Annotated in this window: 23 protein-coding genes and 2 pseudogenes; 14 read left to right on the top strand and 11 right to left on the bottom strand. The window is 70.6% G+C overall.

The annotated features are described in order from the left end of the window. Positions 1–58: 58 nt before the first annotated feature. Positions 59–1,642 carry an acyl-CoA mutase large subunit family protein gene (locus tag SALPAC6_RS0115095; protein ID WP_018254229.1) on the top strand — a complete coding sequence of 528 codons (1,584 nt, stop codon included), beginning with the start codon at positions 59–61 and terminating at the stop codon, positions 1,640–1,642. Positions 1,643–2,148: 506 nt separating this feature from the next. Then, on the top strand, positions 2,149–3,408 hold the full coding sequence (locus tag SALPAC6_RS0115090; RefSeq protein ID WP_018254228.1) for an amidohydrolase: 1,260 nt from the start codon (positions 2,149–2,151) through the stop codon (positions 3,406–3,408). On the opposite strand, the gene SALPAC6_RS26060 is transcribed toward SALPAC6_RS0115090, so the two are convergent. Continuing rightward, positions 3,365–4,234, bottom strand: coding sequence for a DUF4349 domain-containing protein (locus tag SALPAC6_RS26060; protein ID WP_050563448.1), 870 nt, complete (start codon positions 4,232–4,234; stop codon positions 3,365–3,367). The two genes, SALPAC6_RS0115090 and SALPAC6_RS26060, sit on opposite strands and share 44 nt — an antisense overlap. Positions 4,235–4,355: 121 nt before the next feature. Between SALPAC6_RS26060 and SALPAC6_RS0115080 the strand changes: the two genes are divergently transcribed. After that, positions 4,356–4,985: an MBL fold metallo-hydrolase gene (locus SALPAC6_RS0115080; protein ID WP_018254226.1), complete on the top strand. Its 630-nt coding sequence runs from the start codon at positions 4,356–4,358 to the stop codon at positions 4,983–4,985. 5 nt (positions 4,986–4,990) lie between these two features. Next, positions 4,991–5,917 carry a hypothetical protein gene (locus SALPAC6_RS0115075; protein WP_018254225.1) on the top strand — a complete coding sequence of 309 codons (927 nt, stop codon included), beginning with the start codon at positions 4,991–4,993 and terminating at the stop codon, positions 5,915–5,917. Between the two features lie 91 nt (positions 5,918–6,008). Here the strand turns inward: SALPAC6_RS0115075 and SALPAC6_RS0115070 are convergent, their stop codons facing one another. Beyond that, positions 6,009–6,464, bottom strand: a complete 456-nt coding sequence (locus SALPAC6_RS0115070) for a gamma-glutamylcyclotransferase (RefSeq protein ID WP_026189696.1) — start codon at positions 6,462–6,464, stop codon at positions 6,009–6,011. Between the two features lie 106 nt (positions 6,465–6,570). Between SALPAC6_RS0115070 and SALPAC6_RS0115065 the strand changes: the two genes are divergently transcribed. From SALPAC6_RS0115065 to thrS, 8 genes and pseudogenes are all read left to right on the top strand, one after another. Then, positions 6,571–7,974, top strand: a complete 1,404-nt coding sequence (locus SALPAC6_RS0115065) for an NAD(P)H-quinone dehydrogenase (protein ID WP_018254223.1) — start codon at positions 6,571–6,573, stop codon at positions 7,972–7,974. 172 nt (positions 7,975–8,146) lie between these two features. Then, positions 8,147–8,596: pseudogene (locus SALPAC6_RS26055) on the top strand (helix-turn-helix domain-containing protein); the annotation flags it as partial. 71 nt (positions 8,597–8,667) lie between these two features. Then, complete coding sequence (gene istA / locus SALPAC6_RS0115050) at positions 8,668–9,948, top strand: IS21 family transposase (RefSeq protein WP_018252762.1); 1,281 nt, start codon at positions 8,668–8,670, stop codon at positions 9,946–9,948. Further along, a complete protein-coding gene (gene istB / locus SALPAC6_RS0115045) occupies positions 9,949–10,743 on the top strand; it encodes an IS21-like element helper ATPase IstB (RefSeq protein ID WP_018252763.1) in 795 nt (264 codons plus the stop codon). A 73-nt stretch (positions 10,744–10,816) separates the two neighbouring features. Continuing rightward, positions 10,817–11,572: pseudogene (locus SALPAC6_RS26050) on the top strand (XRE family transcriptional regulator); the annotation flags it as partial. Between the two features lie 143 nt (positions 11,573–11,715). Beyond that, complete coding sequence (locus SALPAC6_RS30250) at positions 11,716–11,946, top strand: hypothetical protein (protein WP_026189694.1); 231 nt, start codon at positions 11,716–11,718, stop codon at positions 11,944–11,946. Then, entirely contained in the window at positions 11,946–12,179 is a 234-nt protein-coding gene (locus tag SALPAC6_RS30245) for a hypothetical protein (protein ID WP_026189693.1), read from the top strand. Before SALPAC6_RS30250 ends, SALPAC6_RS30245 begins: the two co-directional genes overlap by 1 nt. A 235-nt stretch (positions 12,180–12,414) precedes the next feature. Beyond that, complete coding sequence (thrS, locus tag SALPAC6_RS0115025; RefSeq protein WP_018254219.1) at positions 12,415–13,632, top strand: threonine--tRNA ligase; 1,218 nt, start codon at positions 12,415–12,417, stop codon at positions 13,630–13,632. A gap of 94 nt (positions 13,633–13,726) precedes the next feature. Here thrS and SALPAC6_RS0115020 read toward each other — a convergent pair whose 3' ends face one another. The 3 genes from SALPAC6_RS0115020 to SALPAC6_RS0115010 form a co-directional block, all read right to left on the bottom strand. Next, the gene (locus SALPAC6_RS0115020) at positions 13,727–15,745 is read right to left on the bottom strand and encodes an ABC transporter ATP-binding protein (protein WP_026189692.1); all 2,019 of its coding nucleotides are present in this window, start codon (positions 15,743–15,745) and stop codon (positions 13,727–13,729) included. Further along, complete coding sequence (locus SALPAC6_RS0115015; protein ID WP_018254217.1) at positions 15,742–17,475, bottom strand: ABC transporter ATP-binding protein; 1,734 nt, start codon at positions 17,473–17,475, stop codon at positions 15,742–15,744. Before SALPAC6_RS0115015 ends, SALPAC6_RS0115020 begins: the two co-directional genes overlap by 4 nt. A 115-nt stretch (positions 17,476–17,590) precedes the next feature. Further along, entirely contained in the window at positions 17,591–18,037 is a 447-nt protein-coding gene (locus SALPAC6_RS0115010) for a DoxX family protein (RefSeq protein WP_025620363.1), read from the bottom strand. 82 nt (positions 18,038–18,119) lie between these two features. Between SALPAC6_RS0115010 and SALPAC6_RS0115005 the strand changes: the two genes are divergently transcribed. Then, a complete protein-coding gene (locus SALPAC6_RS0115005; protein ID WP_018254215.1) occupies positions 18,120–18,749 on the top strand; it encodes a TetR/AcrR family transcriptional regulator in 630 nt (209 codons plus the stop codon). Here SALPAC6_RS0115005 and SALPAC6_RS0115000 read toward each other — a convergent pair. After that, entirely contained in the window at positions 18,658–19,215 is a 558-nt protein-coding gene (locus SALPAC6_RS0115000) for a MarR family winged helix-turn-helix transcriptional regulator (protein WP_018254214.1), read from the bottom strand. The genes SALPAC6_RS0115005 and SALPAC6_RS0115000 overlap by 92 nt on opposite strands. A 52-nt stretch (positions 19,216–19,267) precedes the next feature. Here SALPAC6_RS0115000 and SALPAC6_RS0114995 point away from each other — a divergent pair, with 52 nt between their 5' ends. After that, complete coding sequence (locus tag SALPAC6_RS0114995) at positions 19,268–20,893, top strand: DHA2 family efflux MFS transporter permease subunit (RefSeq protein ID WP_018254213.1); 1,626 nt, start codon at positions 19,268–19,270, stop codon at positions 20,891–20,893. 36 nt (positions 20,894–20,929) lie between these two features. Here SALPAC6_RS0114995 and SALPAC6_RS0114990 read toward each other — a convergent pair whose 3' ends face one another. The 5 genes from SALPAC6_RS0114990 to SALPAC6_RS27845 all read right to left on the bottom strand — a co-directional run bounded on the left by SALPAC6_RS0114990 (position 20,930) and on the right by SALPAC6_RS27845 (position 26,747). After that, the gene (locus SALPAC6_RS0114990; protein ID WP_018254212.1) at positions 20,930–22,369 is read right to left on the bottom strand and encodes a GuaB1 family IMP dehydrogenase-related protein; all 1,440 of its coding nucleotides are present in this window, start codon (positions 22,367–22,369) and stop codon (positions 20,930–20,932) included. A 134-nt stretch (positions 22,370–22,503) separates the two neighbouring features. Then, entirely contained in the window at positions 22,504–24,255 is a 1,752-nt protein-coding gene (locus tag SALPAC6_RS0114985) for an acetyl/propionyl/methylcrotonyl-CoA carboxylase subunit alpha (protein WP_018254211.1), read from the bottom strand. A 132-nt stretch (positions 24,256–24,387) separates the two neighbouring features. After that, complete coding sequence (locus SALPAC6_RS0114980; RefSeq protein ID WP_018254210.1) at positions 24,388–25,041, bottom strand: O-methyltransferase; 654 nt, start codon at positions 25,039–25,041, stop codon at positions 24,388–24,390. Between the two features lie 78 nt (positions 25,042–25,119). Then, entirely contained in the window at positions 25,120–25,761 is a 642-nt protein-coding gene (locus SALPAC6_RS26045) for a Maf family protein (protein ID WP_080636064.1), read from the bottom strand. A gap of 773 nt (positions 25,762–26,534) precedes the next feature. Then, on the bottom strand, positions 26,535–26,747 hold the full coding sequence (locus SALPAC6_RS27845) for an acyl-CoA carboxylase subunit epsilon (RefSeq protein ID WP_026189691.1): 213 nt from the start codon (positions 26,745–26,747) through the stop codon (positions 26,535–26,537). Positions 26,748–26,819: the final 72 nt, after the last annotated feature.

The raw sequence follows: 26,819 nt of genomic DNA, 5'->3' as shown, positions 1-26,819 counted from the left end.
GGGGGCGTGTGCCCAATCCCGCATTCGGTGCCGGAGCAGGTCGTCTTACCATCCGGTAATGAGCGAACGGCGGTCAAGCGAGTCCGGTTTCCCGATTCAGGGCGTCTACACGGCGGCCGACCTCCCGGAGGACCTGGACTCCCGGCTGGGTGACCCGGGGGAGTACCCGTACACCCGCGGGGTCTATCCCACGATGTACACGGCGCGTCCCTGGACGATGCGCCAGTATGCCGGCTTCGGTACCGCCGCGGAGTCCAACGCGCGCTACCACCAGCTGCTTCGGGCGGGCACGATGGGACTCTCCGTCGCCTTCGACCTGCCCACCCAGATGGGGTACGACTCGGACGAGCCGATCGCGCACGGTGAGGTGGGCAAGGTCGGTGTCGCCATTGACTCCATCGAGGACATGCGACTGCTCTTCGACGGCATCCCGCTGGACAAGGTCTCCACGTCGATGACGATCAACGCACCGGGTTCGGTGTTGCTCCTGCTCTACCAGTTGGTCGCCGAGGAGAACGGCGTGCCCGGGGCGGCGTTGAACGGCACGATCCAGAACGACATCCTCAAGGAGTACATCGCCCGCGGGACGTACATCTTCCCGCCGAAGCCCTCGCTGCGCCTGGTCGCGGACACCTTCGCCTACTGTCGCACCGAGGTACCGAAGTGGAACACTATCTCCATCTCCGGCTACCACATGGCCGAGGCGGGCGCGTCACCCGTTCAGGAGATCGCCTTCACCCTGGCCAACGGGGTCGAGTACGTGCGTGCGGCGATCGCCGCGGGGCTCGCGGTGGATGACTTCGCGCCTCGGCTGTCGTTCTTCTTCGTCGCCCGGACGACGCTGTTGGAGGAGGTGGCGAAGTTCCGTGCCGCCCGGCGGATCTGGGCGCGGCTGATGCGGGACGAGTTCGGGGCGAAGAATCCGAAGTCCATGATGCTCCGCTTCCACACCCAGACCGCCGGCGTGCAGCTCACCGCCCAGCAACCGGAGGTGAACCTGGTCCGGGTGGCGGTGCAGGGGCTCGGCGCGGTGCTCGGCGGAACGCAGTCGCTGCACACCAACAGCTTCGACGAGGCGATCGCGTTGCCGACGGAGAAGGCCGCCCGGCTCGCGCTGCGGACGCAGCAGGTGCTCGCCTACGAGACGGACCTGACCGGCACCGTTGACCCGTTCGCCGGCTCGTACGTGGTGGAGGCCATGACGGCCGAGATCGAGGCCGCGGCGGAGGGGCTGATGCAGCGGGTCTTCGAGCACGGTTCGGCGGTTGAGGCGATCGAGGTCGGGTTCCAGAAGCGGGAGATCGAGCAGTCGGCGTACCAGATCGCCCAGCAGATCGACTCCGGCGAGCGGGTCGTGGTGGGCCTCAACCGGTTCGCGGTGGACGAGGAGGAGCCGTACGAGCCGCTGCGGGTTGACCCGGCGATCGAGGTCGCGCAGGCCGAGCGGTTGGCGACGTTGCGGGCGGAACGGGACTCCGGTGCGGTCGAGCACGCCCGGGCGCAGCTGCGGGCCGCCGCCGAGGGGGGCGGTAACGTGCTCTACCCGATGAAGGAGGCGCTGCGGGCCCGTGCCACGGTTGGCGAGGTCTGCGGCACGCTGCGAGAGGTCTGGGGCATGTACCGCCCCGCTGACCGTTTCTGACCGCGCCCGCGCCCCCTTCGCCGCTGCCCGCTACCACTGGCGGTTGCTGCCCGCTGCCCGCTGCGGGGCGGGTGGCGGTCTCGGCGCGTAGCGGCCAGCAACCGTGGGTAACCCGTTCGAGTGAGGTCGACGCACACTGTGTGTGGTCGGTTACCGGGTGAACGTGTGAATGTCTGCGGGCCCGGTCGTGAATGTGGTTGCTAGTTGTTGGAGTGTCCGTTAGTAGAACGGACTAATGCCACAATTCGGATGACGGGTCTCGAGTGTTGGGGAAATTTTCCTCACTCGTGAATCGGTTACGCGTTGTAGGAGGTGTGGGGCAGATGGCAGCGTTCAACCGCGATCTACCTGCTGTCCCGCCGATGAACGAGCGTCCCGAGCAGGGCGTACGTGACGCAGAGCGGCCCGATCGCTACCAGAACGAGGTTGCGCAGCGTCACCGTCGGAGGTCTAGGCTGTCGGCGGTTCCGGAAGATCCATCCATTTCTAGTGATCGAGAATTCGACGTGACGAGTGCGTTGACGCTGCCGAGTAGTGGCCAGCTGGCGTCGTCCTGGACGGAGGCGCCCGCCGGCTCCCAGCCCTTACCCCTCGACCTGGACCAGCTCCTTGCGCTCCGGGTGTCGGGCCTGATCGCCACCCGTCGGCGGATTCACTCGCATCCGGAGCTCTCCGGCGAGGAGTTCGAGACGGCCGCTCTGATCGCTCGGGAGCTGACCCGGGCCGGGTTGCGGCCCCGGCTGCTCCCCAAGGGCAACGGAGTCATCTGCGACATCGACGGCCGCCCAGACGGCCCGGTGATCGCATTCCGGGCCGACATCGACGCGCTGCCGTTGACCGACAGCAAGGACGTGCCCTTCCGCTCCACCGTTGACGGGGTCTGTCACGCCTGTGGCCACGACGTGCACACCGCGGTCATGCTCGGCTTGGGAATGCTCCTCGCCCGCCTCGCCGAAGCGGATGAACTGCCGGGCCGGGTGCGCCTGATCTTCCAGCCGGCGGAGGAGATCCTGCCCTGTGGGTCGCTCGAGGTGATCGAGGCCGGCGGTCTCGACGAGGTGGTGCAGATTTTTGCGCTGCACTGCGATCCGAACCTGCCGGTCGGCGAGGTCGGCCTCCGGGTCGGTCCGATCACCGCTGCCGCCGACAACGTCAGCGTTCGGTTGACCGGTCCCGGCGGGCACACTGCCCGCCCGCACCTCACCGTTGATCTGGTTGACGCCCTCGGCCGGCTGATCACCGAGGTGCCGGCCCTGGTCGCCCGGCGGGTGCCGGCCAACAGTGGACTACTGCTGGTGTTCGGCCACGCCTCGGCCGGCACCCGCTACAACGTCATCCCGTCGGAGGCCTGCGCCTCCGGGACACTGCGCGTGATGGATCGGGACACCTGGGCGATGGCCCCCAAGGTCGTCGCCCAGGTGGTCCAAGACGTGATCGCCCCCACCGGTGCCACCGTGGACCTGGACTATCAGCGCGGCCGACCACCGGTCAGCAACGATTCCCAGGCCATCCAGGTCCTCGCCGCCGCGACCGCCGCCGCGCTCGGGCCGGCCGGCATCGCGGAGACCCCGCAGAGCATGGGGGGTGAGGACTTCTCCTGGTATCTGGAGTACGTCCCCGGTGCCCTGGCCCGACTCGGCGTCGGCCGCTCGGGCCCGAACGTTGACCTCCACCGCGCGTCGTTCGACCCGGACGAGCGGGCCATCCCGGTCGGCGTTCGGCTCATGGTGCAGACCGCGCTCCAGGCGCTTGCGGCGGCGGGCTGACCGCGGGCGGCACGACCCCGCCGCCGGTGGGGTCGGCCGGCCCTCTCCCGGTGCCGTCCGCGGGCGGAGCGACCAGGGCCGGCCGCGGGCGGCGGCGCAGCGACCACACCAACGCGCCCAGTGGCACGCCGAGCAGGAGCAGCCACGGTAGTACCGCTCCGAGCACGGTCAGCAGGACGGTCCACGAGATCAGGAAGACCCTCCACCCGCTCTTGAGACCAGCCACGAAGCCGAAGGCGGAAGCGTCGTCCTCGGTGGTGGCGTCCGGGCCGACCAGCGACACGATGACCGAGGAGAGCGCGGTCAGGTCCGCCAGCCGGCGCTGCTTCGCCTCCAGCGAGGCGAGGTCGGCCTCGCGGCGCGCCAACTCGTTCTCCAACGACACCAGATCGCTGATCGACTGTGCCTCGCCGAGCAGCCGCCGGGCGTTCTCCACCCGGGCCCGTTGCGTGGTGATCCGGGCGTCCAGGTCGATCACCGCCTCGGTGACGTCCTCGGTGGAGATCTCCTGTCGCTGCCGTTTGCCGAGTTCGGCGATCTGCTCCACCACCCTGGCGAACTTCGCGGCCGGCACCCGGAGCGTCAGCTCGGCGGTGGCGTTGCCGGCCGCACTGCGTCGCTGGTCACTACCGACGAAACCGCCGGCCGTGGTGGTCAGGGCGATCGCTTCGCGGGCGGCCTGCTCGACATCGGGCACCTGCACGCGCATCGCACCGGTGTAGACGATGGCACGCTGCTCAACCCGGAGATCAGTATCGCCACCAGCGCCGCCCCTCGGCGGCGCGCTGCACATCGATACATGTCCGCTCCGATCCGTAACACTCATCTGCTCCCGCCCGGGGCGTGACCCGGACGGCAGGGACGATCGGTCAGTCGGGACGCGATGCGGCGTCCCTTCGGGCAGACTGCGCTGAGGAGGTCACGATTCGATTCTCGAGGAGTCACGAATGCGGCTGACCAAGTACACGCACTCCTGCATCCGGGTGGAGGACGAAGGCGGGGTGCTGGTCGTTGATCCCGGCGTCTACAGCGAGCGCGTCGCGCTGGACGGGGCGGACGCTGTGCTGATCACCCACGAGCACCCGGACCACGTGGACGTGGCGGCCCTGACCGAGCAGCACGACCGGGGGCCCTTTGTCCTCTACGGGCCGCCGTCGCTGGCGGCCGTGCTGGATGGCCTGGCCGCCGCGTTCGTCGCGGTCGAGGCGGGCGCGGAGTTCACCGCCGCCGGCGTCCCGGTCCGTGCCTATGGCGGCCGGCATGCCGTGATCCACTCCGACCTTCCGGTGGTGGAGAACCTGGGGTACCTGATCGACGACGTCGTCTACCACCCCGGCGATTCCTTCGTCGTGCCGCAGGACATGCCGGTTGACACGCTGTTCCTGCCGATCCACGCGCCCTGGGCGAAGTTCGCCGAGTCGCTGGACTTCCTCCGCGCCGTCGCGCCCCGCCGGGCGTACGCGCTGCACGACGGGTTGCTCAACGACCGCGGCCTGGACGTGCTGAACAACAACTTCGCCCGCCTCTCCGACGTGGACTACCGGCGGCTCGTACCGGGCACCCTGGTGGACGCCTGAACCGCATGCCTGGTCTGTCCCGGGAACTGCTGCGGCAGCTCTATCGCACGCCGCCCGACCGGTTTGTGGCCGCCCGGGACGAGGCGGTGGCCGAGGCGCGGCGGGCGGGCGATGTACCTGCCGCGCGGGAGATCGCCCGGCTCCGTCGCCCCACGGTCGCAGCGTGGCTGGTGAACCTGCTTGCGTTGGAGCGACCGGAGCTCGTCGCCGATCTGGGGCAGCTCGCGGAGTCACTCCGGTCGGCCCAGCGCGAGCTTCGCGGCGCGCAGCTGCGGGAGCTTTCCACCCAACGGCGGGCGGTGGTCGGCGCGCTGCTCGCGGAGGTCCGCAGCCTGGCGACCGCGGTGCCCGGTGCCCCACCGCCCGGCAAGCTACCGCTCGGTGCGGTGGAGTCGACCCTCAACGCCGCGCTCTCCGACGTCGAGGTCGCCGAGCAGGTGCGCTCCGGCCGGCTGCTCCGGGCCGCCAGCTATGCCGGCTTCGGCGAGGTGCCACGACCGCAGCTGCGGCTGGTCACCGAGGAGCCGGCGCCGCCGTCCCGGACCCCGGGCGGCGACCGGTCAGCACCCCGTGCCCGGCAGGCGGAGCGGGCCGCCCGCGTCGAGTCGGAACGGCGACGCCGGGCGTTGGCGACGGAGTTGGCGAAGGCACGTACTGATCAGGAACGGGCCGAGGCGGAGCTGGCCGGTGCCGCGGAGGCCGAGCAGGGCGGGGTGGACGGCCTCGCCGCGATCGAGATCGAACTCGCCGAGGTGGAGCGGCAGCGGGCTGTTGCCGAAGAGGAGCTGAGCCGGGCGAAGTCGGCGCGGCGGGCAGCCGAACGGGCGGTCATCGTCGCGCGGCGCCGGACCGGCGAGGTGGAGGCCGCCCTCGAGGCGTTCGCTGAGGAGGAGGCCGACCCACACGGGGCCGGCCGACACCCAGATGTGTGATTGACGACGCACGGCGGGGCCGGCTCGTTGCCCCCATGGGGGCGATAGCAGACTGGGGGTCGTGCGACATGCCCCGACAGACTGCCGGCCGTCAGGCCGACGCGGTGCCGGTGGGGCGGGAGCGCAGTCCCGTGACGTAGTCGTCCGGTGCGCCCGCCTTCTCGGCGGCGTTGGCGATTTCCGAGAGGTACCACGAGGTCGGCAGACCGCCCTCGTAACCGTCGAAGACGTAGATCCACGCCGTCACATCGCCGGTCAGGGCCGACACCCGCAGGTGGAGTTTCCGGTAGGTGCCGGAGGTCACGCCCTCGATCTCGTCGAGCTGCCCCGCGTCGTACGCGTGGATGTCGTAGAGCGCCACGAAGACGCGATCTCCGGGAGACTCCACCACGGTGCTGACCGCGCCCTCCCAGCCGATCACGCCTTCACCGGCGAAGGTGAGCCGCCAGCCTTCGAGCCAGCCGGTGCCCACCATCGGCGAATGCGGACAGTAGGCGCGCATCCGGGCAGGGTCGAGGTTTGAGCCGTAGGCGGCGTAATGACGCACAACGATGACGATAGCCCGGCCGACGGGTGGGGGAGAATACGACGGTGCGTGTCGGATGCGTTCGGGAGAAGAAAGTCACTGTGAGCATGGACGGGGAGTGAGCGTTGTGAGCCGGATCGTGATCATCGGCGGGGGGCCGGCCGGTTACGAGGCGGCGTTGGTCGCCGCCCAGCTGGACGCCGGTGTCACCGTGGTGGAGGCAGACGGCGCCGGCGGCGCCTGCGTGCTGTCCGACTGTGTGCCGTCGAAGACGTTCATCGCCAGCTCACAGCTGGTGACCGGATATCGGGACACGGAGGAGTTCGGGATCCACTCGGACGGGCTGGCGGCGGTCACCGTTGACGCCCCGGCGGTGCACGCACGGGTCAAGCGGCTCGCGCTCGCGCAGTCTGCCGACATCCACGCCAAGTTGGTCAAGGCCGGGGTGACGTTCGTGGCCGGCAGCGCCCGGCTCGGTGAGGACACGCTCGGTCACAACCACCGGGTGATCGTCACGCCGGCGGACGGCGGCGCGGAGTACCGGATCGATGCCACCACCGTCCTGATCGCCACCGGCGCGACCCCGCGCCAACTCCCCACCGCGGTCCCGGACGGTGAGCTCATCCTCACCTGGCGTCAGGTGTACGACCTTCCCGAGCTACCCCGGCACCTGGTCGTGGTCGGCTCCGGCGTCACCGGCGCCGAGTTCGCCAGCGCCTACCTGGCGATGGGGATCGAGGTCACCCTCGTTTCCAGCCGGGACCGGGTGATGCCGCACGAGGACGCCGACGCGGCGATGGCGATCGAGCGGGTGTTTCGCAGCCGGGGGATGAGCATCCTGAACAACTCCCGGGCCGACGCCGTCCGCCGGACTGCCGACGGTGTCGAGGTCGAGCTCTCCGACGGGCGCCGGGTGCACGGTTCACACGCGCTGATCGCGGTGGGCTCCATTCCCAACACCGCCGACCTGGGGCTGGCCGAGTACGGCGTCGAGCTGGCCCGGGGTGGGTACGTCGCGGTCGACCGGGTGTCCCGGACCAACGTGCCCGGCATCTACGCGGCCGGGGACTGCACCGGGATGCTGCCGCTGGCCAGCGTGGCCGCGATGCAGGGCCGGATCGCGATGTGGCACGCGCTCGGCGAGGCGGTTCGGCCCCTGCGGCTGCGTACGGTCGCTGCGAACGTCTTCACCGACCCGGAGCTGGCCACGGTCGGCGTCTCCCAGGACGAGGTGGACGCGGGGAAGGTGCCGGCCCGGCAGGTCATGCTGCCGCTCGCCGGCAACGCCCGGGCGAAGATGGACGAGGTCCCCGACGGCTTCGTCAAACTCTTCTGCCGGCCCGCCAGCGGTCAGGTGATCGGTGGCGTGGTGGTGGCCCCGAAGGCCAGTGAGCTGATCCTGCCGATCACGATGGCGGTGGAGAACCATCTGACGGTCAACGAGCTGGCGCAGACCATCACCATCTACCCCTCGCTCTCCGGCTCCGTCACCGAGGCCGCCCGGCAGTTGATGCTGCACGAACCAGAGTGACGGGTCCACGTCGTGTTTTACCCGTCGTACCTCTGATCCACATCCCACCGCCAAAGCCCCGACTCGCACGGGTCGGGGCTTTGGTCTGTCTCCCTGTCCGTTGCGGACGGCTCTCCGTTCTAGGGAAGGGTATCGTTGTGGTACATCGTGTACCCAGCACGGAGGTGGCCCTGTGGTTGATCAGCAGCTCATTCCCGGAGAGCGGGTTGAACGGCTTCGTCGGGCAGCGGGGCTGTCCCGCGAACGCCTCGCTGGTCTTGCGGGTCTCAGCGCGACTACCGTGAAATTCATCGAGAACGGCCGGCGATCGCTGACCTTGCGGGCGGCGCAGCAACTTGCTCCGCACCTTGGCGTCCGTGACCTCGGCGATCTGTTTGGCCCTCAGGTTTCCTTATCCCTGGATGGCCGGCCCAGCCACCCCGCCGTTGACGATGTCCGTCGGGCGCTTACCGCTTGGCAGGTCACTGTTACTGGTGAGCCCGAGTCCACTGACTACCTGCGTGGCGCGATTGACGCTGCCTGGCAGACGTGGCACACCAGCCGCCACCAGCGTACTGAGGCCGGTCAGTTGCTACCGGGGCTACTGGAGGCGACTCAACGCGCCACCCGGTTGCACCGGGGAGCGGTGTCGACGACGCGCTGAGACTGACCCTCTAGCGGCGGATTGGGACTGACCCCTCCGAGGCTGGAGGGGTGATCGCATTGGAAGACTGGGCTGAGGTCCGTCGGTTGCATCGGGCTGAGGGTGTTCCGATCAAGGAGATTGCGCGTCGGTTGGGTTTGGCGCGTAACACGGTCCGTTCGGCGCTTCGGGCCGAGGCGCCGCCGTCGCGTGAGCGCGGCCCTCGCGGTTCGTGTGTGGATGGGGTCGAGCCGCAGGTCCGGGCGTTGCTCGCGGAGTTCCCGCGGATGCCGGCGACGGTGATCGCTGAGCGGATCGGGTGGACGAAGTCGCTGACGATCCTCAAGGACCGGGTTCGGGAGCTGCGTCCGTTGTTCGTTCCGCCGGACCCGACCGACCGAGTGGAGTACGACCCGGGTGAGGTCGCCCAGTGTGATCTGTGGTTCCCACCTCAGCCGATCCCGGTTGGTGGCGGGGCTGAGCGGATCCTGCCGGTGCTCGCGATGACCTGCGGGTACTCGCGGGTCACGGACGCGGTCATGATTCCCAGTCGCAAGGCCGGAGACATCCTGGCGGGGATGTGGGAGATCGTGGCCGGGTGGGGTGCCTGTCCACGGACCTTGGTCTGGGATCGGGAGGCCGCGATCGGTGGCACCGGGAAGCTCACGACGGAGGCGGCGGCGTTCGCCGGGACGATCGGGGTGCGTATTCGCCTGGCCCCGCCCAGGGATCCGGAGTTCAAGGGGTTGGTCGAGCGGCGCAACGGGTTCTTCGAGACCTCGTTCCTGCCTGGGCGTGTGTTCACCTCGCCGTTCGACTTCAACGTCCAGATCAGCGACTGGCTCGTGCAACGCGCGAACACGCGCGTCCTGCGCGCGATCGGCTTGACGACGCCCACGGCTAGGTGGGCGGCGGACCGGGCCGCGATGGTGGCTCTGCCGCCGGTGGCGCCGGCGATCGGGCTCACGCATCGGGTGCGGCTGGGGCGGGACTACTACGTGCGTATCGACGGCAACGACTACTCCGTGGACCCTCGGTGCATCGGCAGGTTCATCGACGTGCTCGCCACCCCCGCCCGGATGGTCGCCTCGTGCGCCGGGCAGGTCGTGGCTGATCACGACCGTGACTGGGGCCATGCCCGCACGATCACCGATCCCGAACATCAGGCCACCGCCCGGCTGCTGCGCCAGGACTTGGCTGCCCGCCGGCGGCAGGCCTCGACTCGTTCGCACGCTGATGGACACGTCGTGGCGATCCGTGCCCTGCCGGACTACGACGCCCTGTTCGGCGTGGACTTCGACCCCCGCCCCGACGTCGAGGCGGTCCAGAAAAGCGCAGCTGAGGGGAAGTAGATGACCACGATAACGAAGACCAGACCGGCGCCGGACGGGCTGGGATCCAAGCTCGCCTACCTCACCAGAGTCCTCAAGACGCCCACGATCGGGCGGACCTGGGAGACCTTGGCCGACCAGGCCAGACAGGCGAACTGGTCGCACGAGGAGTACCTCGCCGCCGTGTTGGAACGGCAAGTCGCCGACCGCGAGTCCGCCGGCACGACGATGCGGATCCGCACCGCGCACTTCCCGGCGATCAAGACCCTGGAAGACTTCAACCTCGACCACCTGCCGAGCCTCCGCAAGGACGTGCTCGCGCACCTGGCCACGGCGACGTTCATCCCGAAGGCGGAGAACGTGATCCTGCTCGGCCCGCCCGGCCTGGGCAAGACCCACCTGGCCATCGGGCTCGGGATCAAGGCCACCCAGTCCGGCTACTCGGTCCTGTTCGACACCGCGACGAACTGGATCGACCGCCTCGCCCGCGCCCACCACCGCGGCGCCCTGGAAGCCGAGCTGAAGAAGATCCGCCGCTACAAGCTCATCATCGTCGACGAAGTCGGCTACATCCCCTTCGACACCGACGCAGCGAACCTGTTCTTCCAACTCGTCGCATCTCGCTACGAGGCCGGCTCCATCCTCGTCACCTCGAACCTGCCGTTCGGGCGGTGGGGCGAGGTCTTCGGCGACGAAGTCGTCGCCGCCGCGATGATCGACCGCCTCGTGCACCACGCCGAGGTCCTCACCCTCGCAGGCGAGTCCTACCGCACCAGAGCCCGCCGAGAACTCCTCGCGAAGGACCGCAACAAGTAGCACGAAACGACCTCCGGGGGGTCAATCCCAAAACGTCGATAGGGGGTCAGTTCCAATCCGCCGTTGACAAGCGGATCGACGTGCCTCCCTGGCGCTGCTCGCCCAGGCATACCACCTCGCCCAGGCATACCTGGCCTGGCATGGTGACCGCGAGCTGTGCTGGCTCGCGGTTGACCGTGGTATGACCGCCGCTCTGGATGCCGACGACCTGCTGGCAGTTGGGCAGTCCATTTGGTATGCGGCTCACCTGCTCCGCGCCACCGGTCGTGGAGACGATGCTTTGGAGCGGTTGGGTGAGGCACGTGCGTTGATCGAGCCGCATGTGACGGATGGCGGTGTCGAGTGGGCGGAAATGCTTGCCGATTTGCATCTTTGTACCGCACTGACCAAGGCGCGAATGGGGGATCAGGGTGCCTGGTCTGACTGGGACACCGCCCGTCAGGTCGTGGAGCGGGCACTGCCCAGTGGTTTCGTCGGGCTACGCACCCGGGTATCCCGTCCGCTGGTTGACGTCTACGCGGTGATGTGCGCCGTGGACCTGGGTGACCCGGACGAAGCCCGGCGTCGTGCCCATGCCCTCGACCCGGCATCGATTCCGTCGACTGAACGCCGCGGGCGGCACTATGTGGAGTTGGCCAGATCGGCTGACCTGGAAGGGGCGCGTGAGGCGACGCTGCATCTGTTGACCAGGGCTGAGGCCACCAGCCCAGAGACTGTGCGGTACTCGCCGGCAGCACAGGACATGCTGGGGCGGCTGGCACGAGAAGCGCCGGCCTCAGTCCGGGCGGAAGCAATGGATCTTGCTCAACGCATAGGCGTTGTCAACTAGGTACGTCCTGTCACCGGGTACGTCATGTACCCCTTCGGGCGACTCGGCGCGGCTTACCGTCCTGCGCGGTGGCGGCAGGAGAGTCGTATTGCCCAGGCGATGTTTACGCCTGCCTGCCACGTCCAGCGACGAGGGAGGCGACTGTGACTTCGATCCGCAACGCCTGGCGACGGTTCATTGGCCAGCTTGCACCGGCAGTGCCGGGCGCACGCCGCCGAAAGCGCCGCTACGCAGGTTTGGATGCCTTAGGCCCTGCTACCCGGTACGCGGCGCGGGCGGGCGCCTACTCCCCGCTCTGTGATCAGTCGACCGTGATTTTCGATTCGCGACCGTTGATGACTCCATTGGCCCGCCAACGTTCCTGCTCCCGGTGATGGCCACGGGCGGCCGGCGACCGGTGGCGAACGGCCTCTCGGCGGTGCAGTTGCGTAACCGGATGATCCTGTCCGCTCGGCGGATCATCGTCGAGCACTGGCCACGCGTCGACCAGTGCCCGGTCTGCGGCTGTGGGTGGCCATGTAGGCCGACCAGTACCGCCTACGACTACCTCACCTCGGTTGGCCAGGGCTGTTGGGTGCCTTCTGATCGTTCGCGGGCTCGACGGTGAGTCTGGCCGGCAGTGGGTCATCGCGACCGGAGGTGGGCCAAATTCGGGTGCGGGCTCGACACTGCTCGCCGTAACCTCGCCCCATGCAGGCTGCGGTAGGGAACACGACGCCGGGGAACCCCGGCATACCGCACTGACTTCACCGTCAACGAGGCCCGGGGCGAACCGCCCGGGGTCTCGGTTGCGTTCCCGGTACCGATCGCTCCGAGCGCCGTACCCGAACCAGGAGCGCGACATGATCGATCACCGTAGGCTCGGCCGGGAGTTGGGCCTGTTCACCTCCGACCCGCTCGCCGGCGCGGGGCTGCCGCTCTGGCTGCCGGCGGGGGCGGCGGCCCGGCACGCCGTTGAGGAGTACCTCCGGGACCTCGAACGCCAGGCCGGCTACCAGCACGTCGTCACCCCGCCCCTCGGTCGGCGGGAACTCTTCGAGCGCTCCGGGCACCTTGGCCACTTCGCCGAGGAGATGTTCCCACCGATGCGGCTGTCGGCCGACGACGAGCTCCTGCTCCGACCGGCGCTCTGCCCGCACCACGCGTTGGTCTACCGGTGCCGGGGACGATCGTGGCGGGACCTGCCACTGCGGATCGCCGAACTGGGCGGCATGTACCGGGCCGAGCGCTCCGGTGTGTTGGGCGGGCTGGCCCGGGTACGGGCGATCTCGCTCAACGACGCCCACAACTTCTGCACCCTGGAGCAGGTCGGGGCGGAGGTCGCGGAGATCCTTCGGCTGATCCGCGCGGCACACGCCGCGCTCGGCGTACGGCCGGCGGGTTTCCGCCTGTCGCTGCGCGGACCGGGTCAGCGCTACGTCGGCGCGGAGGATGACTGGGCGTGGGCCGAGGAGTTGCTCCGGGTCGCGCTCGACGGGGTGGAGTACACCGAGGATGTCGGTGCCGCGGCCTTCTACGGACCGAAGATCGATATCCAGGTGGTGGACGCCGCCGGTCGGGAGTGGACGCTCTCCACCGTCCAACTCGACTTCGACAAGCCGGAGCGGTTCGATCTGTCGTACCTCGACTCCGGTGGTGCCCGGCGCCGGCCGGTGCTGGTGCACCGCAGCCTCGTCGGGAGCATGGAGCGGCTGTTCAGCTACCTGATCGAGGTACACGAGGGGGCTTTCCCCGCCTGGTACGCGCCGGTTCAGCTGGTGGTCCTGCCGGTCGCCGCCGAGCAGGACGGCGCGGCCGACGAGGTCGTCGCCGCCGCGCGGGCGGCCGGGCTCCGGGCCGAGGTGGACCGGAGTGGCTCGCTGGGCGGGCGGATCCGCGACGCGGCACGGGCCCGGATTCCGTACGCCGCGGTGGTGGGCCCGCGGGAGGTCGCGGCTGGACGGGTGTCGCTGCGGCTGCGGGACGGCCAGCACCTGGCCCCGCTGCCCGCCGCCGAGGCCCTCGCCCTGGTTGCCCGGGTCGTCGCGACCCGCTCGCCGCAGCTCCTCCCGCCGGGTTGAGCGGCACGCCGAGGGCCGCCGGCAACCCGGGTGATCCGGGTTGCCGGTGCGGGGCTCGACCTGCCGCGGTCCCACCCCGCTGCCCCGCCGGCGGTTACGGAGCCGGGACCGGATCGGACTCGGTCGGCCGGCCCTGCGTGAACTGGGATCGGTGCAGGCCGGCGTATGGGCCGTCGGCCGCGATCAGCTCGTCGTGGGTGCCCTGTTCGACGATGCGTCCGTCCACCATCATCAGGATCAGGTCGGCGTCGCGGATGGTGGAGAGCCGGTGCGCGATCACGAAGCTGGTGCGGTCGGAACGCAGGGCCGCCATCGCCCGTTGGAGCAGCACCTCGGTCCGGGTGTCCACGGAGCTGGTGGCCTCGTCGAGGATCAGCAGCGACGGCTCGGCGAGGAAGGCGCGGGCGATGGTGATGAGCTGCCGCTCGCCAGCGCTGATGTTGCTCCCCTCCTCGTCGATCACGGTGTCGTAGCCATCGGGCAGGCTGCGGACGAAGCGGTCCACGAAGGTCGCCCGGGCCGCCGCCAGGATCTCCTCCTCGGTGGCGTCGGGTCGGCCGTAGGCGATGTTCTCCCGGATCGTGCCGGCGAACAGCCAGGTGTCCTGGAGCACCATGCCGATCCGGCCGCGCAGGTGGTCCCGGCGCAGCTCGGTGATGTCCACTCCGTCGAGGGTGATCCGGCCGGCGGTCAGCTCGTAGAAGCGCAGCACCAGGTTGACCAGCGTGGTCTTGCCGGCCCCGGTCGGCCCGACGATCGCCACCGTCTGGCCGGGCTCGGCGGTCAGCGACAGGTCCTCGATCAACGGCTCGTCCGCGGTGTACCGGAAGGAGACGTGTTCGAACGCGACCTGTCCGCGGGGTGCGGTCAGTCGGGCCGGGACGGTCGGTTCCGGAGTCTGCTCCTCGGCGTCGAGCACCGCGAAGACCCGCTCGGCGGAGGCGACCCCGGACTGGAGCAGGTTCGTCATCGCGGCGAGCTGGGTGAGCGGCTGGGTGAACTGGCGGGAGTACTGGATGAAGGCCTGCACGTCGCCGAGGGTCATCGTTCCCGAGGCCACCCGGAGCCCGCCGACCACGGCGAGCGCCACGTAGCTCAGGTTCCCGATGAACATCATCGTCGGCATGATGATTCCGGAGATGAACTGCGCCCCGAAGCTGGCCTGGAACAGCTCCTCGTTCTTGGCCGCGAAGGAGGTTTGCACGGCCCGCTGCCGGCCGAAGACCTTGACCAGCTCGTGGCCGGTGAAGGCCTCCTCGATCTGGCCGTTGAGCTCAGCGGTGTGCGTCCACTGGGCGACGAACTTTGGCTGGGACCGCTTCGCGATCTGCTGGGTGACGAGGACCGACAGGGGCACCGCCACCAGTGCGATCAGGGCCAACAGCGGCGAGATCCAGAACATCATGGCGAGCACCCCGACCACGGTGAGTAGCGCGGTGAGTAGCTGGCTCAGAGTCTGCTGCAGGCTGGTCGAGATGTTGTCGATGTCGTTGGTGACCCGGCTGAGCAGCTCGCCCCGGGGCTGGCGGTCGAAGTAGGGCAGGGGCAGCCGGTTCAGCTTGGCTGCCACGTCTTCGCGCAGCCGGTGCACGGTCCGCTGCACAATCCCGGTGAGCAGCCAACCCTGCCCCCAGATGAGCAGGGACGCCGCGACGTAGAGGGCGAGCGCCAGCAGCAGCACCCGGGCCAACGCGGCCGAGTCGATCCCGGCGCCGGGCACCACGCCCATCCGGGTGATGATGTCGGCGAAGCTGTCGTTGCCCGCCGCACGCGCCGCCGCGGCGGCGGCCTCCGTTGTCGTGCCGGGTTCGAGCTGCCTCCCCAGCACCCCAGCAAAGATCAGGTCGGTGGCGTGGCCGAGGACCCTCGGGCCGACCACGTTCAGCCCGACACCGAGCACCGTCAGGGCGATCACCCCGATCAGGGGGAGGCGGTGCGGGCGTAGCCGTCCGAGGAGGCGCCGAGCCGACGGCCCGAAGGACATCGACCGTTCGGCGGGCATGCCGGCCCCCGGCCAGGACGGCCCGCTGCCGCGTTGGCCGTCGGACGGCAACCGCGGGGGCGTGGGCCCCTCACCGGGTGGGTTCTTCTTCGATACGGCCGGAGCGCTCATGCCGTCACTCCCGTGCTCTGCTGTGATGCGACGATCTCCGCATACGTGGGGCAGGTCGTCAGTAACTCGGTGTGCCGGCCGATCCCCACGACGCCCCCGTTTTCCAGCACCACGATCTGGTCGGCGTCGGCCACGGTGGCGACCCGCTGCGCCACGACCACCACCGCCGCGTCGGCGGTGACCGGGCGCAGCGCCGCCCGTAGCCGCGCGTCGGTGCCGAGGTCAAGGGCGGAGAAGGAGTCGTCGAAGAGGTAGATCTCTGGTCGGCGGACCAGCGCCCGGGCGATGGCCAGCCGCTGCCGCTGCCCTCCGGAGAGGTTGGTGCCACCCTGCGCTACGGGCGCGTCCAGCCCGTCCGGCAGCGCGGCGACGAAGTCGCGTGCCTGCGCCACCTCCAGCGCCGCCCACAGCTCGGCCTCGGTCGCGTCCGGGTTGCCGTGCCGCAGGTTGGTGGCGATCGTGCCGGTGAACAGGTATGGGCGCTGGGGCACCAGGCCGATCCGCTGCCACAGCGCCTCCGGCGCGAGATCCCGGACGTTGACCCCGTCCACCAGCACCGCACCGGAGGTGACGTCGATCAGTCGTGGGATCAGGGCGAGCAGGGTGCTCTTGCCGGCGCCGGTGCTGCCGATGATCGCGGTGGTCGTGCCCGGGGTCACCCGGAACGACACGTCCCGCAGCACCGGTTCGGCCGCACCCGGGTACTGGAACCGCACCGTGCGCAGCTCCACCTCGGTGCGGCCCGGCGGCGCGGTGACCGGCTCCGGTGGGGGCGTGACCGAGGTCTCGGTCGCCAGCACCTCGCTGACGCGCTCGGCGCAGACCGCCGCCCTCGGCACCATCATCAGCATGAACGTGGCCATCATGACCGCCATCAGGATCTGCATCAGGTACTGGAGGAAGGCGGTGAGGGAGCCGACCTCGATGGCGCCGGCGTCCACCCGTCCGGCGCCGAACCAGAGCACCGCGACGCTGGAGACGTTGAGGATCAGCATCACGATCGGGAAGATCAGCGCTGCCAGTCGGCCGGTCTGTAGGGCGGTCGCGGTCAGGTCGGTGTTGGCGGCGGCGAAGCGTCGGGTCTCGTCCGGTTCCCGGACGAACGCCCGTACCACGCGGATGCCACTGATCTGCTCGCGGAGGATCCGGTTGACCGTGTCGATGCGGGTCTGCATAAGCCGGAATCCGGGCACCATCCGCCGGATCACCTGGCCCAGACCGAGCGCCAGGACGGGGACGCTGACCAGCAGCAACCAGGAGAGCCCGAGATCCTCACGGAGCGCCATCACCACCCCGCCGACGCTCATGATCGGCGCGGCGACCAGCATCGTGCAGCTCATCAGCACCAGCATCTGCACCTGCTGCACGTCGTTGGTGTTGCGAGTGATCAGTGACGGTGCGCCGAAGTGGGCGACCTCACGCGCGGAGAACGTGTTGACGTGGGCGAAGAGTGCCGCCCGGACATCCCGGCCGTACGCCATCGCGGTGCGGGCGCCGAGGTAGACGGCGGCGATCGAGCAGACGATCTGTACCAGGCTGACGACGAGCATCCAGGCCCCGGTGCGCAGGATGAAGCCGGTGTCGCCGCGGGCCACCCCAAGGTCGATGATGTCGGCGTTGAGGCTCGGCAGGTACAGCGAGGCGATGGTGCCGACGAACTGGAGGGCGACCACGGCTGCCAGCGGGCGGTGGTAGGGGCGTAGGTAGGTGCGTAGCAGCTGGATCAGCACGCCGGCTCTCCGTGGGGTTCGCCTCGGTCGGCCCGGGCGGTCAGCGTGACCAGCGCCGGTGCGGCGGGTCCTGGCGGGGGGTTACGTTCACTCGGGCAGGTTAGTGGTCGGATCGTCAGGTGCCAACCGAAATGGCGACGGCGGTGGCGACGAAGACTCCCTGCATGGCGGTACGGGCGGCCAGCGGGGTGACGGGCCGGCCGGCCAGGGTGAGCTTGCGCCGTGCTCCGGACACGTTCGCCGGGAACATCGCCAGCATCAGGACGGCCAGCCCGGCGGCGGCCCACCGAGCGGTGGGGGGAGCGAGGAGCGCCGCCGCGCCGAGTAGCTCCAGCACCCCGGTGAGGGTGACCAGGAATCTGGGGTGGGGGAGTCGTGGTGGCACCAGCGCGACGAGGTCGGCCCGGCGTCGTGGGCTGAAGTGCGCCAGGCCGGTGACCGTGAGCATCAGGGCGAGACCCACCCGCAGGGCGGGGTGCCAGCCGTCGAGCGCAGCCACGCCGACCAGACCGGCCAGCCGGGCCAACCCGGTGCCGGCCACCAGTGTGATCAATGGAACCATCGGGACCTCCACGCCAGATCTTGTCGGTGGCAAGACTGCCCTCCGTCCGCATATCTTGTCAACGGCAAGATATGCTCCCTGGATGACCGGTGCACGTGGCTACCATCACGGCGATCTGCGGCGGGCCCTGCTCGCCGCCGCCGCGGTGGCGATCGAGGAGTCCGGGCCCGCCGCCCTGAGCCTGCGGGACCTCGCCCGCCGAGCCGGCGTGTCGCATGCGGCACCCGCCCATCACTTCGGCGACAAGCCGGGGTTGCTCACCGCGTTCGCGGTCGAGGGCTTCGACCTGCTCGCCGCGGCCCTGCAGACCGGCGACAGTCTGCTCGAGATGGGGGTGGCCTACGTGGACTTCGCCGTCCGGCGTCGGGCGCACTTCGAGGTGATGTACAGCCCCGACCTCTACCGTGCCGACGCCCCGGAGGTGGTGGCGGCCCGAGGACGATCGCGTGCGGTCCTGCGCTCGGCAGTGGCTGACCTGCCGCCGGGGCCGGGCGCGGTGGGCGGTGCCGCCGGGGACGCGCTCGCCGCCTGGTCCATCGTGCATGGCTTCGCCACCCTGTGGAAAGCGGGCGCCCTGCCGGACGAGGCGGGGGATGATCCGCGGGAGGCCGCACGCGTCGTCATTCGTCGGCTGTTCGGATCCCGCGTGGCTGACGTTGACGCGCGAGGTCAGGCGGCTCCTCCTGCGCGGTCACCACGTACTCCCGCATAACCTCGGCCACCTCCTGGAGGAAGGTGGCCGTAGCGGCCGCCTGCTCCGGCGTGAGCCGGTCGACCGCCTGCTCGATGCCGGCCAGCATCGGCCGCAGTGCCGCCGAGACCTCGTCGTACCCATCGTCGGTGACCCGCAGCGCCACCCGGCGGCGATCCTGCGGATGCGGCGTGCGCGCCAGGTGGCCGGCTCGGACCAGCCGATCCACCAGCGCGGTGGCCGAGGCGGACCGGATGCCGAGACGGTTGCCCAACTCCACCGGGCCGAGCGGGTCCGGGCTGGCGGCGAGGTGGTCGATGGCGGCGGCGTCGGTGACCCCGATCCCGAGCCGGCGGGCCAGCGCCCCCCGGGTGTCGCTGGCAGCCCGGATCACCTCGCGCAACGCCCGGGCGGTGCGGCTGGTGGAGGGTGCTTCGCTGTACGGCCCGCGACGCGAGCCACCGGTGGTTGACGTGACGCTGTCCACGGGACGAAGCTAGCAGCTCAGGTAGCTAGATAAACTAGCGATCGGAGCGATTATGCCGGAGCAGGGACGCGGCCGATGGTGGGGGCTGCTCGCCATCAGCCTCGGAGTCGCCACGATCATCGTCGACGTGACGATCGTCAACGTCGCCGTCCCGGCGATCATCGCTGACCTCGGCGTCAGCTCCGCCGGGGCGCAGTGGGTCCAGGAGGCGTACACCCTCGTCTTCGCCGCACTGCTCCTGATCGCCGGCCGCTTCGCTGACCGCGCCGGCCGGCGGCGAATGTTCGTCGTCGGCGTGCTGGTCTTCGTCGTCGCCAGCCTGCTCGCCGCCTCCGCCGGCTCCGGTGCGGAGCTGATCGGGGCGCGGGTGCTCCAGGGGCTCGGCGGCGCGATGATGCTGCCCACCTCACTGTCCCTGCTGAACGCGAACTTCGTCGGGCGAGAGCGGGCGATCGCCTTCGCGGTCTGGGGCTCCACCATCGGCGGGGCCGCCGCGCTCGGCCCGCTGCTCGGCGGCTGGCTCACCACCGAGCTCTCCTGGCGGTGGGCATTCGGCATCAACCTCCCGATCGGCGTGCTGGTCGTCACCGCCACGCTCGCGCTGGTCCCCGAATCCCGCGACGACCGGGTGGAGCGCGGCATCGACCTGGTCGGGGCGCTGCTGTCGGTGCTCGGCATGACCGGCGTCGTCTTCGCCCTCATCGAGGGGCGCACGTATGGCTGGTGGGGGTCGACGAAGCCGACCAATCTCTTCGGTCTGGACTGGCCCGCCGCGATCTCCCCGGTGCCGGTCGTCGGGCTGACCGGTCTGGCCGCCCTGGCACTTCTGGTCACCCACCAGGTGCGCCGTAACCGGATCGGTCGGCCGGCGCTGATCGACCTGTCGCTGTTTCGGATCCGCTCCTTCCGGACCGGCGTCACCGCCGCCGCGATCGTCAGCCTGGGCGAGTTCGGTCTTCTCTTCGCTCTCCCGCTCTGGTACCAGAACGTGCTCGGCTACAGCGCCTTCCACACCGGTCTGGCGCTGCTGCCCCTCGCCGTCGGTAGCTTCCTGTCCAGTGCCCTCGGAGCGCTTCTCGTCAAACGGTGGGGCACCACCCGGGTGGTGCAGCTCGGCGTGGCCGCGGAGATCGCCGGTATCGCCGGACTCGGCCTCGTGGTCGCCCCCGACACCCGTTGGTGGGCTCCGCTCGGCCTGCTCTTCGTCTACGGCGTCGGTGTCGGTCTGGCCACCGCCCAGCTCACCGGGGTGTCGCTGCGCGAGGTGCCGGTCCGGCGCAGTGGCCAGGGGTCCGGGGTGCAGAGCACCGCGCGGCAGGTCGGCTCCGCCCTCGGCATCGCCGTGCTCGGCACGGTTCTCTTCGCCGGGCTCAGCGGGCTTCTCGGCGCGCGGCTCGCTGATCGCTCCGAGCTCGACTCCACCCAGCGCGAACAGGTGGTGACCGAGGTCCGGGAGAGTGGCGGAGCGGCGATCGCCGGGCTCGCCGCCGGCCCCCGCACCGCGCCGATCGCCGAGGAGGCGAAGGCCGCCTTCGCCGACGCCACCCGGTACGCGGCCTTCGCCGCCGCCGGCTTCCTGCTCATCGGGTTGATCGCCTGCGCCCGGCTGCCCCGGGACCGGCCCGGGGTGGCGGAGCCGGCGCCGACGCCACAGCCGGCGGGCAGCCCGGCCCGCTAGACCGCGGTGGGCCGCCGGCACCGAATGGCGTTCGGGTCACCAACTCGTCGGCAGCGGCATCCCCTCGGTGTAGCCAGCCGCGCTCTGCACCCCGACCAGCGCCCGCTCGTGGAACTCGGCGAGGTTGTGCGCCCCGGCATAGGTGAAGGCGCTGCGTACCCCGGAAATGATCTCGTCTACGAGGTCCTCCACGCCCGGCCGCTCCGGGTCCAGGTACATCCGCGCCGACGAGATGCCCTCCTCGAAGATCGCCTTCCGGGCGCGGTCGTACGCGGAGTCCTCCGCCGTCCGCGCGCTGACCGCCCGGGCCGAGGCCATGCCGAAGCTCTCCTTGTAGCGGCGATCGTCGGCGTCGGAGTAGAGGTCGCCCGGGGACTCGTAGGTGCCGGCGAACCAGGAACCGATCATGACGTTCGAGGCCCCCGCGGCCAGCGCCAGCGCCACATCGCGGGGGTACCGGACCCCGCCGTCTGCCCACACGTGCCGGCCCAGTGCCCGCGCCGCGGCGGCACAGTCCAGGACCGCCGAGAACTGGGGCCGGCCCACCCCGGTCATCATTCGGGTGGTGCACATCGCCCCCGGTCCCACGCCGACCTTCACGATGTCCGCACCCGCCGCAACGAGATCGCGTACGCCGTCGGCGGTGACCACGTTGCCGGCCGCGACCGGAACGGCCGGGTCGAGCGCGCGTACCGCCCGGAGGGCGGAGACCATCCGTTCCTGGTGGCCGTGCGCCGTATCCACGACCAGGGTGTCCACCCCGGCCTCCAGCAGGGCTCGCGCCTTGCCGGTGACGTCGCCGTTGATGCCCACCGCCGCGGCGATGCGCAGCCGGCCCCGGTCGTCGAGCGCCGGACGGTACAGCGTGGCGCGCAGCGCACCCGATCGGGTCAGTACGCCGACCAGCCGTCCCTGCTCGTCCACCACCGGTGCCAGCCGACGCCGGCCGGCCGAGAGCCGATCGAAGCCGCTCCGTGGGTCGGCGTCCGCCGAAACCGTGTGCAACTCCACCGACATCACGTGCCGTAGCTGCGCGAACCGGTCCACGCCCACCGTGTCCGCCTCGGTGACCACCCCGACCGGCCGGCCGGACTCGTCCACCACCACCACCGCGCCGTGTGACCGCTTCGGCAGCAGGTGGATGGCATCGCCGACCGTATCGGTCGGACCCAGGGTGATCGGGGTGTCGTACACCAGGTGCCGCTGCTTGACCCAGGCGACGACGTTCGCGACCACCTCGATCGGGATGTCCTGCGGGATGACCGTGATGCCGCCCCGCCGGGCTACGGTCTCGGCCATCCGGCGGCCCGCCACCGCGGTCATGTTCGACACCACCAACGGGATGGTGGTGCCGGTGCCGTCACCGGTCGACAGGTCCACGTCGAGCCGGGACGCGACCTCGGAGCGGGCCGGGGCCATGAAGACGTCGTTGTAGGTCAGGTCGTGCGCGGGGACCGCGCCGTGAAGGAACCGCACCCGGCCATCATGACTGGCTGTTCCGACTCGCGTTCCCCGGGTCGGACAACATCCCGCTGGGGGCTGGCCCACCGACGACCCGCAGCGCCGAGCGCGGGCGGCCGGTCGTCGGTGTACGTCTGCGCCAGCGCCCCTCAGGCGATGGTGCAGATCGCTCCACCAGCGGTGATGACCGCGCCGACCTCGGCGGCGAGGCTGCTGACCGTGCCCGCCTGGTGCGCGTGCAGCGGCTGCTCCATCTTCATCGCCTCCAAGACCACCACCAGGTCGCCCTCGGCCACGATGTCGCCGTCGGCGACCGCAATCTTCACGATCGTGCCCTGCATGGGGGAGGTGAGCGTGTCACCGCTGACCGCGGCCCCGGCCTTCGCCCCGCCGCGCCGACGGGCCGGCTTCTTCGCCGTGGGCGTGGCGGCGGCCGTACCGGCGCCGAAGCCGGCCGGGAGGCTGACCTCCAGCCGCTTGCCGCCCACCTCCACCACGACGGTGTCGCGCTCCGCCGGAACCTCGGCGGGGCCGGCGGTGGCGGTGAAGGCCGGCACGGTGTTGTCGAACTCGGTCTCGATCCACCGGGTGTGCACCGTGAACGGCTCGGCGGTGAAGGCCTTGTCCCGGACCACCAGACGGTGGAACGGCAGCGCGGTGGCCATGCCCTCGACCACCATCTCGTCCAGCACGCGACGGGCCCGCTCCAGGGCCTCGGTACGCGTTTCGCCGGTCACGATCACCTTGGCGAGGAGCGAGTCGAAGTTGCCGCCGATCACGTCGCCAGCGGAGACACCGGTGTCGACCCGTACGCCCGGACCAGTCGGCAGGCGCAGCGCGGTGATCGCGCCCGGGGCGGGCAGGAAGCTTCGGCCCGGGTCCTCACCGTTGATCCGGAACTCGATGGAGTGCCCCCGGGGCGACGGGTCCGCGGTGAGCCGCAGCTTCTCCCCGTCCGCGATGCGGAACTGCTCCCGGACCAGGTCGACACCGGCCGTCTCCTCGGTCACCGGATGCTCCACCTGAAGTCGGGTGTTGACCTCCAGGAAGGAGATGGTGCCGTCGGCGCCGACCAGATACTCGACGGTGCCGGCACCGTGGTAGCCGGCCTCCCGGCAGATGGCCTTGGCCGAGTCGTGGATCTGCTGTCGCTGAGCGTCGGTGAGGAACGGCGCCGGCGCCTCCTCGACCAGCTTCTGGTGCCGGCGTTGGAGGGAGCAGTCCCGAGTGCCTACCACAATGACGTTGCCGTGCTGATCGGCGAGGACCTGGGCCTCGACGTGCCGGGGCTGGTCCAGGTAGCGCTCGACGAAACACTCACCCCGGCCGAACGCGGCGACCGCCTCCCGGGTGGCCGACTCGAACAGGTGGGGGATCTCCTCCATCGTCCGGGCCACCTTGAGGCCGCGACCGCCGCCGCCGAAGGCCGCCTTGATGGCGACCGGCAGGCCGTGGTCAACGGCGAAGGCCACCACCTCGTCGGCGCTGCCGACCGGGTCCGGGGTGCCGGGGACCAGCGGTGCGCCCGCGCGTTGCGCGATGTGCCGGGCGGTTACCTTGTCCCCCAGGTCGTGGATCGCCTGCGGGTGTGGCCCGATCCAGGTCAGCCCGGCGTCGATCACCGCCTGGGCGAAGTCGGCATTCTCGGAGAGGAAGCCGTAGCCCGGGTGCACCGCGTCGGCACCCGCGCGCGTCGCGACATCGATCAGCTTCTCCATACGCAGATAGCTGTCGGCAGCGGTGTCACCGCCGAGCGCGTACGCCTCGTCGGCGAGGGTGGCGTGCAGGGCGTCGCGGTCCGAGTCCGCGTAGACGGCGACGCTGGCCAGGCCGGCATCGCGGCACGCGCGGATGACGCGGACAGCGATCTCGCCGCGGTTGGCGATGAGTACCTTGCGCACCTTGGGGGCTCCTCCCGGGGAGTTCGTTGACGGGGAGTGTAACGGCCCCGCCGGAGCTCCCTAACGAGCGCTAAGTGTGGGATGCCACACTGCCCGTTTACCGACCGCCCTGCGGCGTGCCGCTGCGGGCGGTCAGCGCACCCGGGCCAGGGTCAGCCCGTCGGCGAGGGGCAGCATCACCGGGTCGACCCGGACGTCGGCCAGCACCTCGTCGTTGAACGCGGCGATGGCCCGGTCGTCGGCGTCCTGCGGGGCGAGCACCCGGCCGTCGCGGAGGACGTTGTCAACGGCGATGACTCCGCCGGGTCGCATCCGGGGCACCAACTCCGCCCAGTAGGCCGAGTAACCGATCTTGTCCGCGTCGATGAAAGCGAAGTCGAGGTGGCGGTCGGCCGGTAGTTCCCGCAGCGTCTCCCCGGCGGGGCCGATCCGCAGCTGCACCCGGTCGTCCACCCCGGCCCGGGTCCAGTAGCGCCGAGCGATCCCGGTGAACTCCTCCGAGATGTCGAGGCAGGTCAGCTGCCCGTCCTCGGTCAGTCCGCGGGCGATCGCCAGCGCGGAGAGCCCGGTGAAGGTGCCGACCTCGACCGCCCGTCGCGCCCCCAGCAGCCGGGTCAGAAAGGTCAGGAACGCGGCCTGCTCCGGTGCCACCTGCATCTGCGCGTCCTCCGGCAGGTGCGCCCGGGTCTCCTCGATCAGGTCGAGCATGACCTCATCCGGTGGGCCCCCGTGGGCGACCAGGTACGCGTGCAACTCCGACGTCAACGGGATGGACTTGGTGGTCAACGCTGCTCCTTCGTGTTCTCGACGGCGATACTCTCGCCGGTCAGGCTCCAGGGTGTGGCTCTGCGGCAGCCGAGGCGACTAGCGCGCGGCGCTCGATGTGCTCCGGCTCCACAGGTCGGTGATCTGCAGATCCAGCTCGGCCAGGAGACGGCGCAGCAGCGGCAGGGAGAGGCCCACCACCGTGCCGGGATCGCCCTCGATCCGCTCCACGAACGGCCCACCCAATCCGTCGATCGTGAACGCGCCGGCCACTGCCAGGGGCTCCCCCGTGTTGACGTACGTGGCGATCTCGTCGTCACTCACCGCGGCGAAGTGCACGGTGGTGGCGGCGACGGCCTCCGCCCGTCGGTCGGCCGCTACGTCAATGAGGCAGTGCCCACTGTGCAGGACTCCGCTGCGCCCCCGCATCCGCCCCCACCGGCGGATGGCGTCGGTCTCATCGGCGGGCTTGCCGAGAATCTGGCCGTCGAAGTCCAGCACCGAGTCGCATCCGATCACCAGGGTGCGCTGGTCCTGGGCCGGGAGCAGCCGGGGCAGGACCGCCTGCGCCTTCAACCGGGCCAGCTCAAGGCAGAGTCCATCCGCGCGATCGCTGGCCACGAGGGACTCGTCAACGCCGCTGACCAACACCTCCGGCTCGATCCCGGCTGCCTGGAGGGTCTTACGGCGGGCAGGGCTCGCGGAGGCGAGGACGAGACGAAGCGGCGGAGATCCAGGCACGACGCCGACGTTACCCGCTTCGTCTCCGGCGCTGGGGAAGCGGATGCCCCTGCCGGCGGGATCACCGCGACGAGACCGGGACGGGCGGTCAGCACCATCAATTGGTGCAGCCGATGGCGGGGCCGGTGCCGGTCGGCCCTTCGTCCTTCGGTGGACGGAGCGCCGGATCCACCCCCTGGTCTGTCTCCCGCTGATGATCGAGATCCTCGGTACGCGGCGCCCCCTCGGAGTTGGCGTGGTCCGCCGGCCCCCGCGGGGGGTCAGTCGGTGTCGAGGGTCCCGGTGCGGCCCCGAAGGGCGGGATGGCAGGCCCGCTGGGGAGGCCCTTGCCACCCCCCGGGCGCGAACCGGCTCCGCCGGTCGGTGCGGTGCCCGCGCCGCCACCGCCGATCACTCCGCTGCGGGGGCGGCGCGGCGGGCCGTCGCTGGGGGAGGGGCATCCCGATCCCGGGCTCGGGTCGGTGCTGCCGGGCATCGGAGTGGCCCGGTTCTTCGACGGTGCCGGCGTGGGGTTGGGGGCAGCTCCGGGCGGCGTTGGCGACGGGGGTGCGAGGGGCCCGGGGGGAGCTGACCTCGGGTCTGCCGCGGCGGACCGGGGCGTTGGACGACCCTCACCCTCCTCGACCATCGTCCCTCCCTGTCCGTTACCGCGCCGTCTCCATGAGTGAGGGTAGCGGGTGCGGTATGGGAGTTGCAGCCCGGGGAGTCGGTGCATATCGGACGAGACGTCCGGGCTGAATCGCCTCGTGGTACTGCCGTGGCGTGGGTCGTCGTCAGCGGGGCAGGCCGGAAGCGCGCCAGGCGTCCGGGCCGGCGGCGTGGCCGGTGCTGGCGGGACGGGCGCCGCGTGCCCAGGCCGAAACCGTAGCTGGGGCGGGGGTTGTCGCCGGCCTGGGACGAACGACGATCGCGCCCACCAGGGCGGCCAACTCCTCGGCCGTCGGCGTGCCGTGAACGACGCGGAACAGTGGCTCCTCGGCAGACATGGCGTCAGCGTACGCGTGGAGTTTGGATCTTCGTTGCGTGGTGGCGTGCCGCCCGAGTTACCGCCGCCGCCG

The sequence above is a fragment of the Salinispora mooreana genome (genome assembly GCF_000379065.1).
In the GTDB taxonomy this organism is placed as follows: Bacteria; Actinomycetota; Actinomycetes; order Mycobacteriales; family Micromonosporaceae; genus Micromonospora; species Micromonospora mooreana.
The sequence above is the reverse complement of the archived record's forward strand: the minus strand, read 5'-3'. Positions and strand labels throughout refer to the sequence as shown.

Bases quoted from the DNA above. Each gene is read 5' to 3' on its own strand.
- SALPAC6_RS0115095 (WP_018254229.1), top strand. From the start codon at position 59: ATGAGCGAACGGCGGTCAAGCGAGTCCGGTTTCCCGATTCAGGGCGTC.
- SALPAC6_RS0115005 (WP_018254215.1), top strand. From the start codon at position 18,120: ATGACCGGTGCACGTGGCTACCATCACGGCGATCTGCGGCGGGCCCTG.
- istB (WP_018252763.1), top strand. From the start codon at position 9,949: ATGACCACGATAACGAAGACCAGACCGGCGCCGGACGGGCTGGGATCC.
- SALPAC6_RS30245 (WP_026189693.1), top strand. From the start codon at position 11,946: ATGGCCACGGGCGGCCGGCGACCGGTGGCGAACGGCCTCTCGGCGGTG.
- SALPAC6_RS27845 (WP_026189691.1), bottom strand. From the start codon at position 26,747: ATGTCTGCCGAGGAGCCACTGTTCCGCGTCGTTCACGGCACGCCGACG.
- thrS (WP_018254219.1), top strand. From the start codon at position 12,415: ATGATCGATCACCGTAGGCTCGGCCGGGAGTTGGGCCTGTTCACCTCC.
- SALPAC6_RS0114995 (WP_018254213.1), top strand. From the start codon at position 19,268: ATGCCGGAGCAGGGACGCGGCCGATGGTGGGGGCTGCTCGCCATCAGC.
- SALPAC6_RS0115020 (WP_026189692.1), bottom strand. From the start codon at position 15,745: ATGAGCGCTCCGGCCGTATCGAAGAAGAACCCACCCGGTGAGGGGCCC.
- SALPAC6_RS0115075 (WP_018254225.1), top strand. From the start codon at position 4,991: ATGCCTGGTCTGTCCCGGGAACTGCTGCGGCAGCTCTATCGCACGCCG.
- SALPAC6_RS26060 (WP_050563448.1), bottom strand. From the start codon at position 4,234: ATGAGTGTTACGGATCGGAGCGGACATGTATCGATGTGCAGCGCGCCG.
- SALPAC6_RS0115080 (WP_018254226.1), top strand. From the start codon at position 4,356: ATGCGGCTGACCAAGTACACGCACTCCTGCATCCGGGTGGAGGACGAA.
- SALPAC6_RS0115010 (WP_025620363.1), bottom strand. From the start codon at position 18,037: ATGGTTCCATTGATCACACTGGTGGCCGGCACCGGGTTGGCCCGGCTG.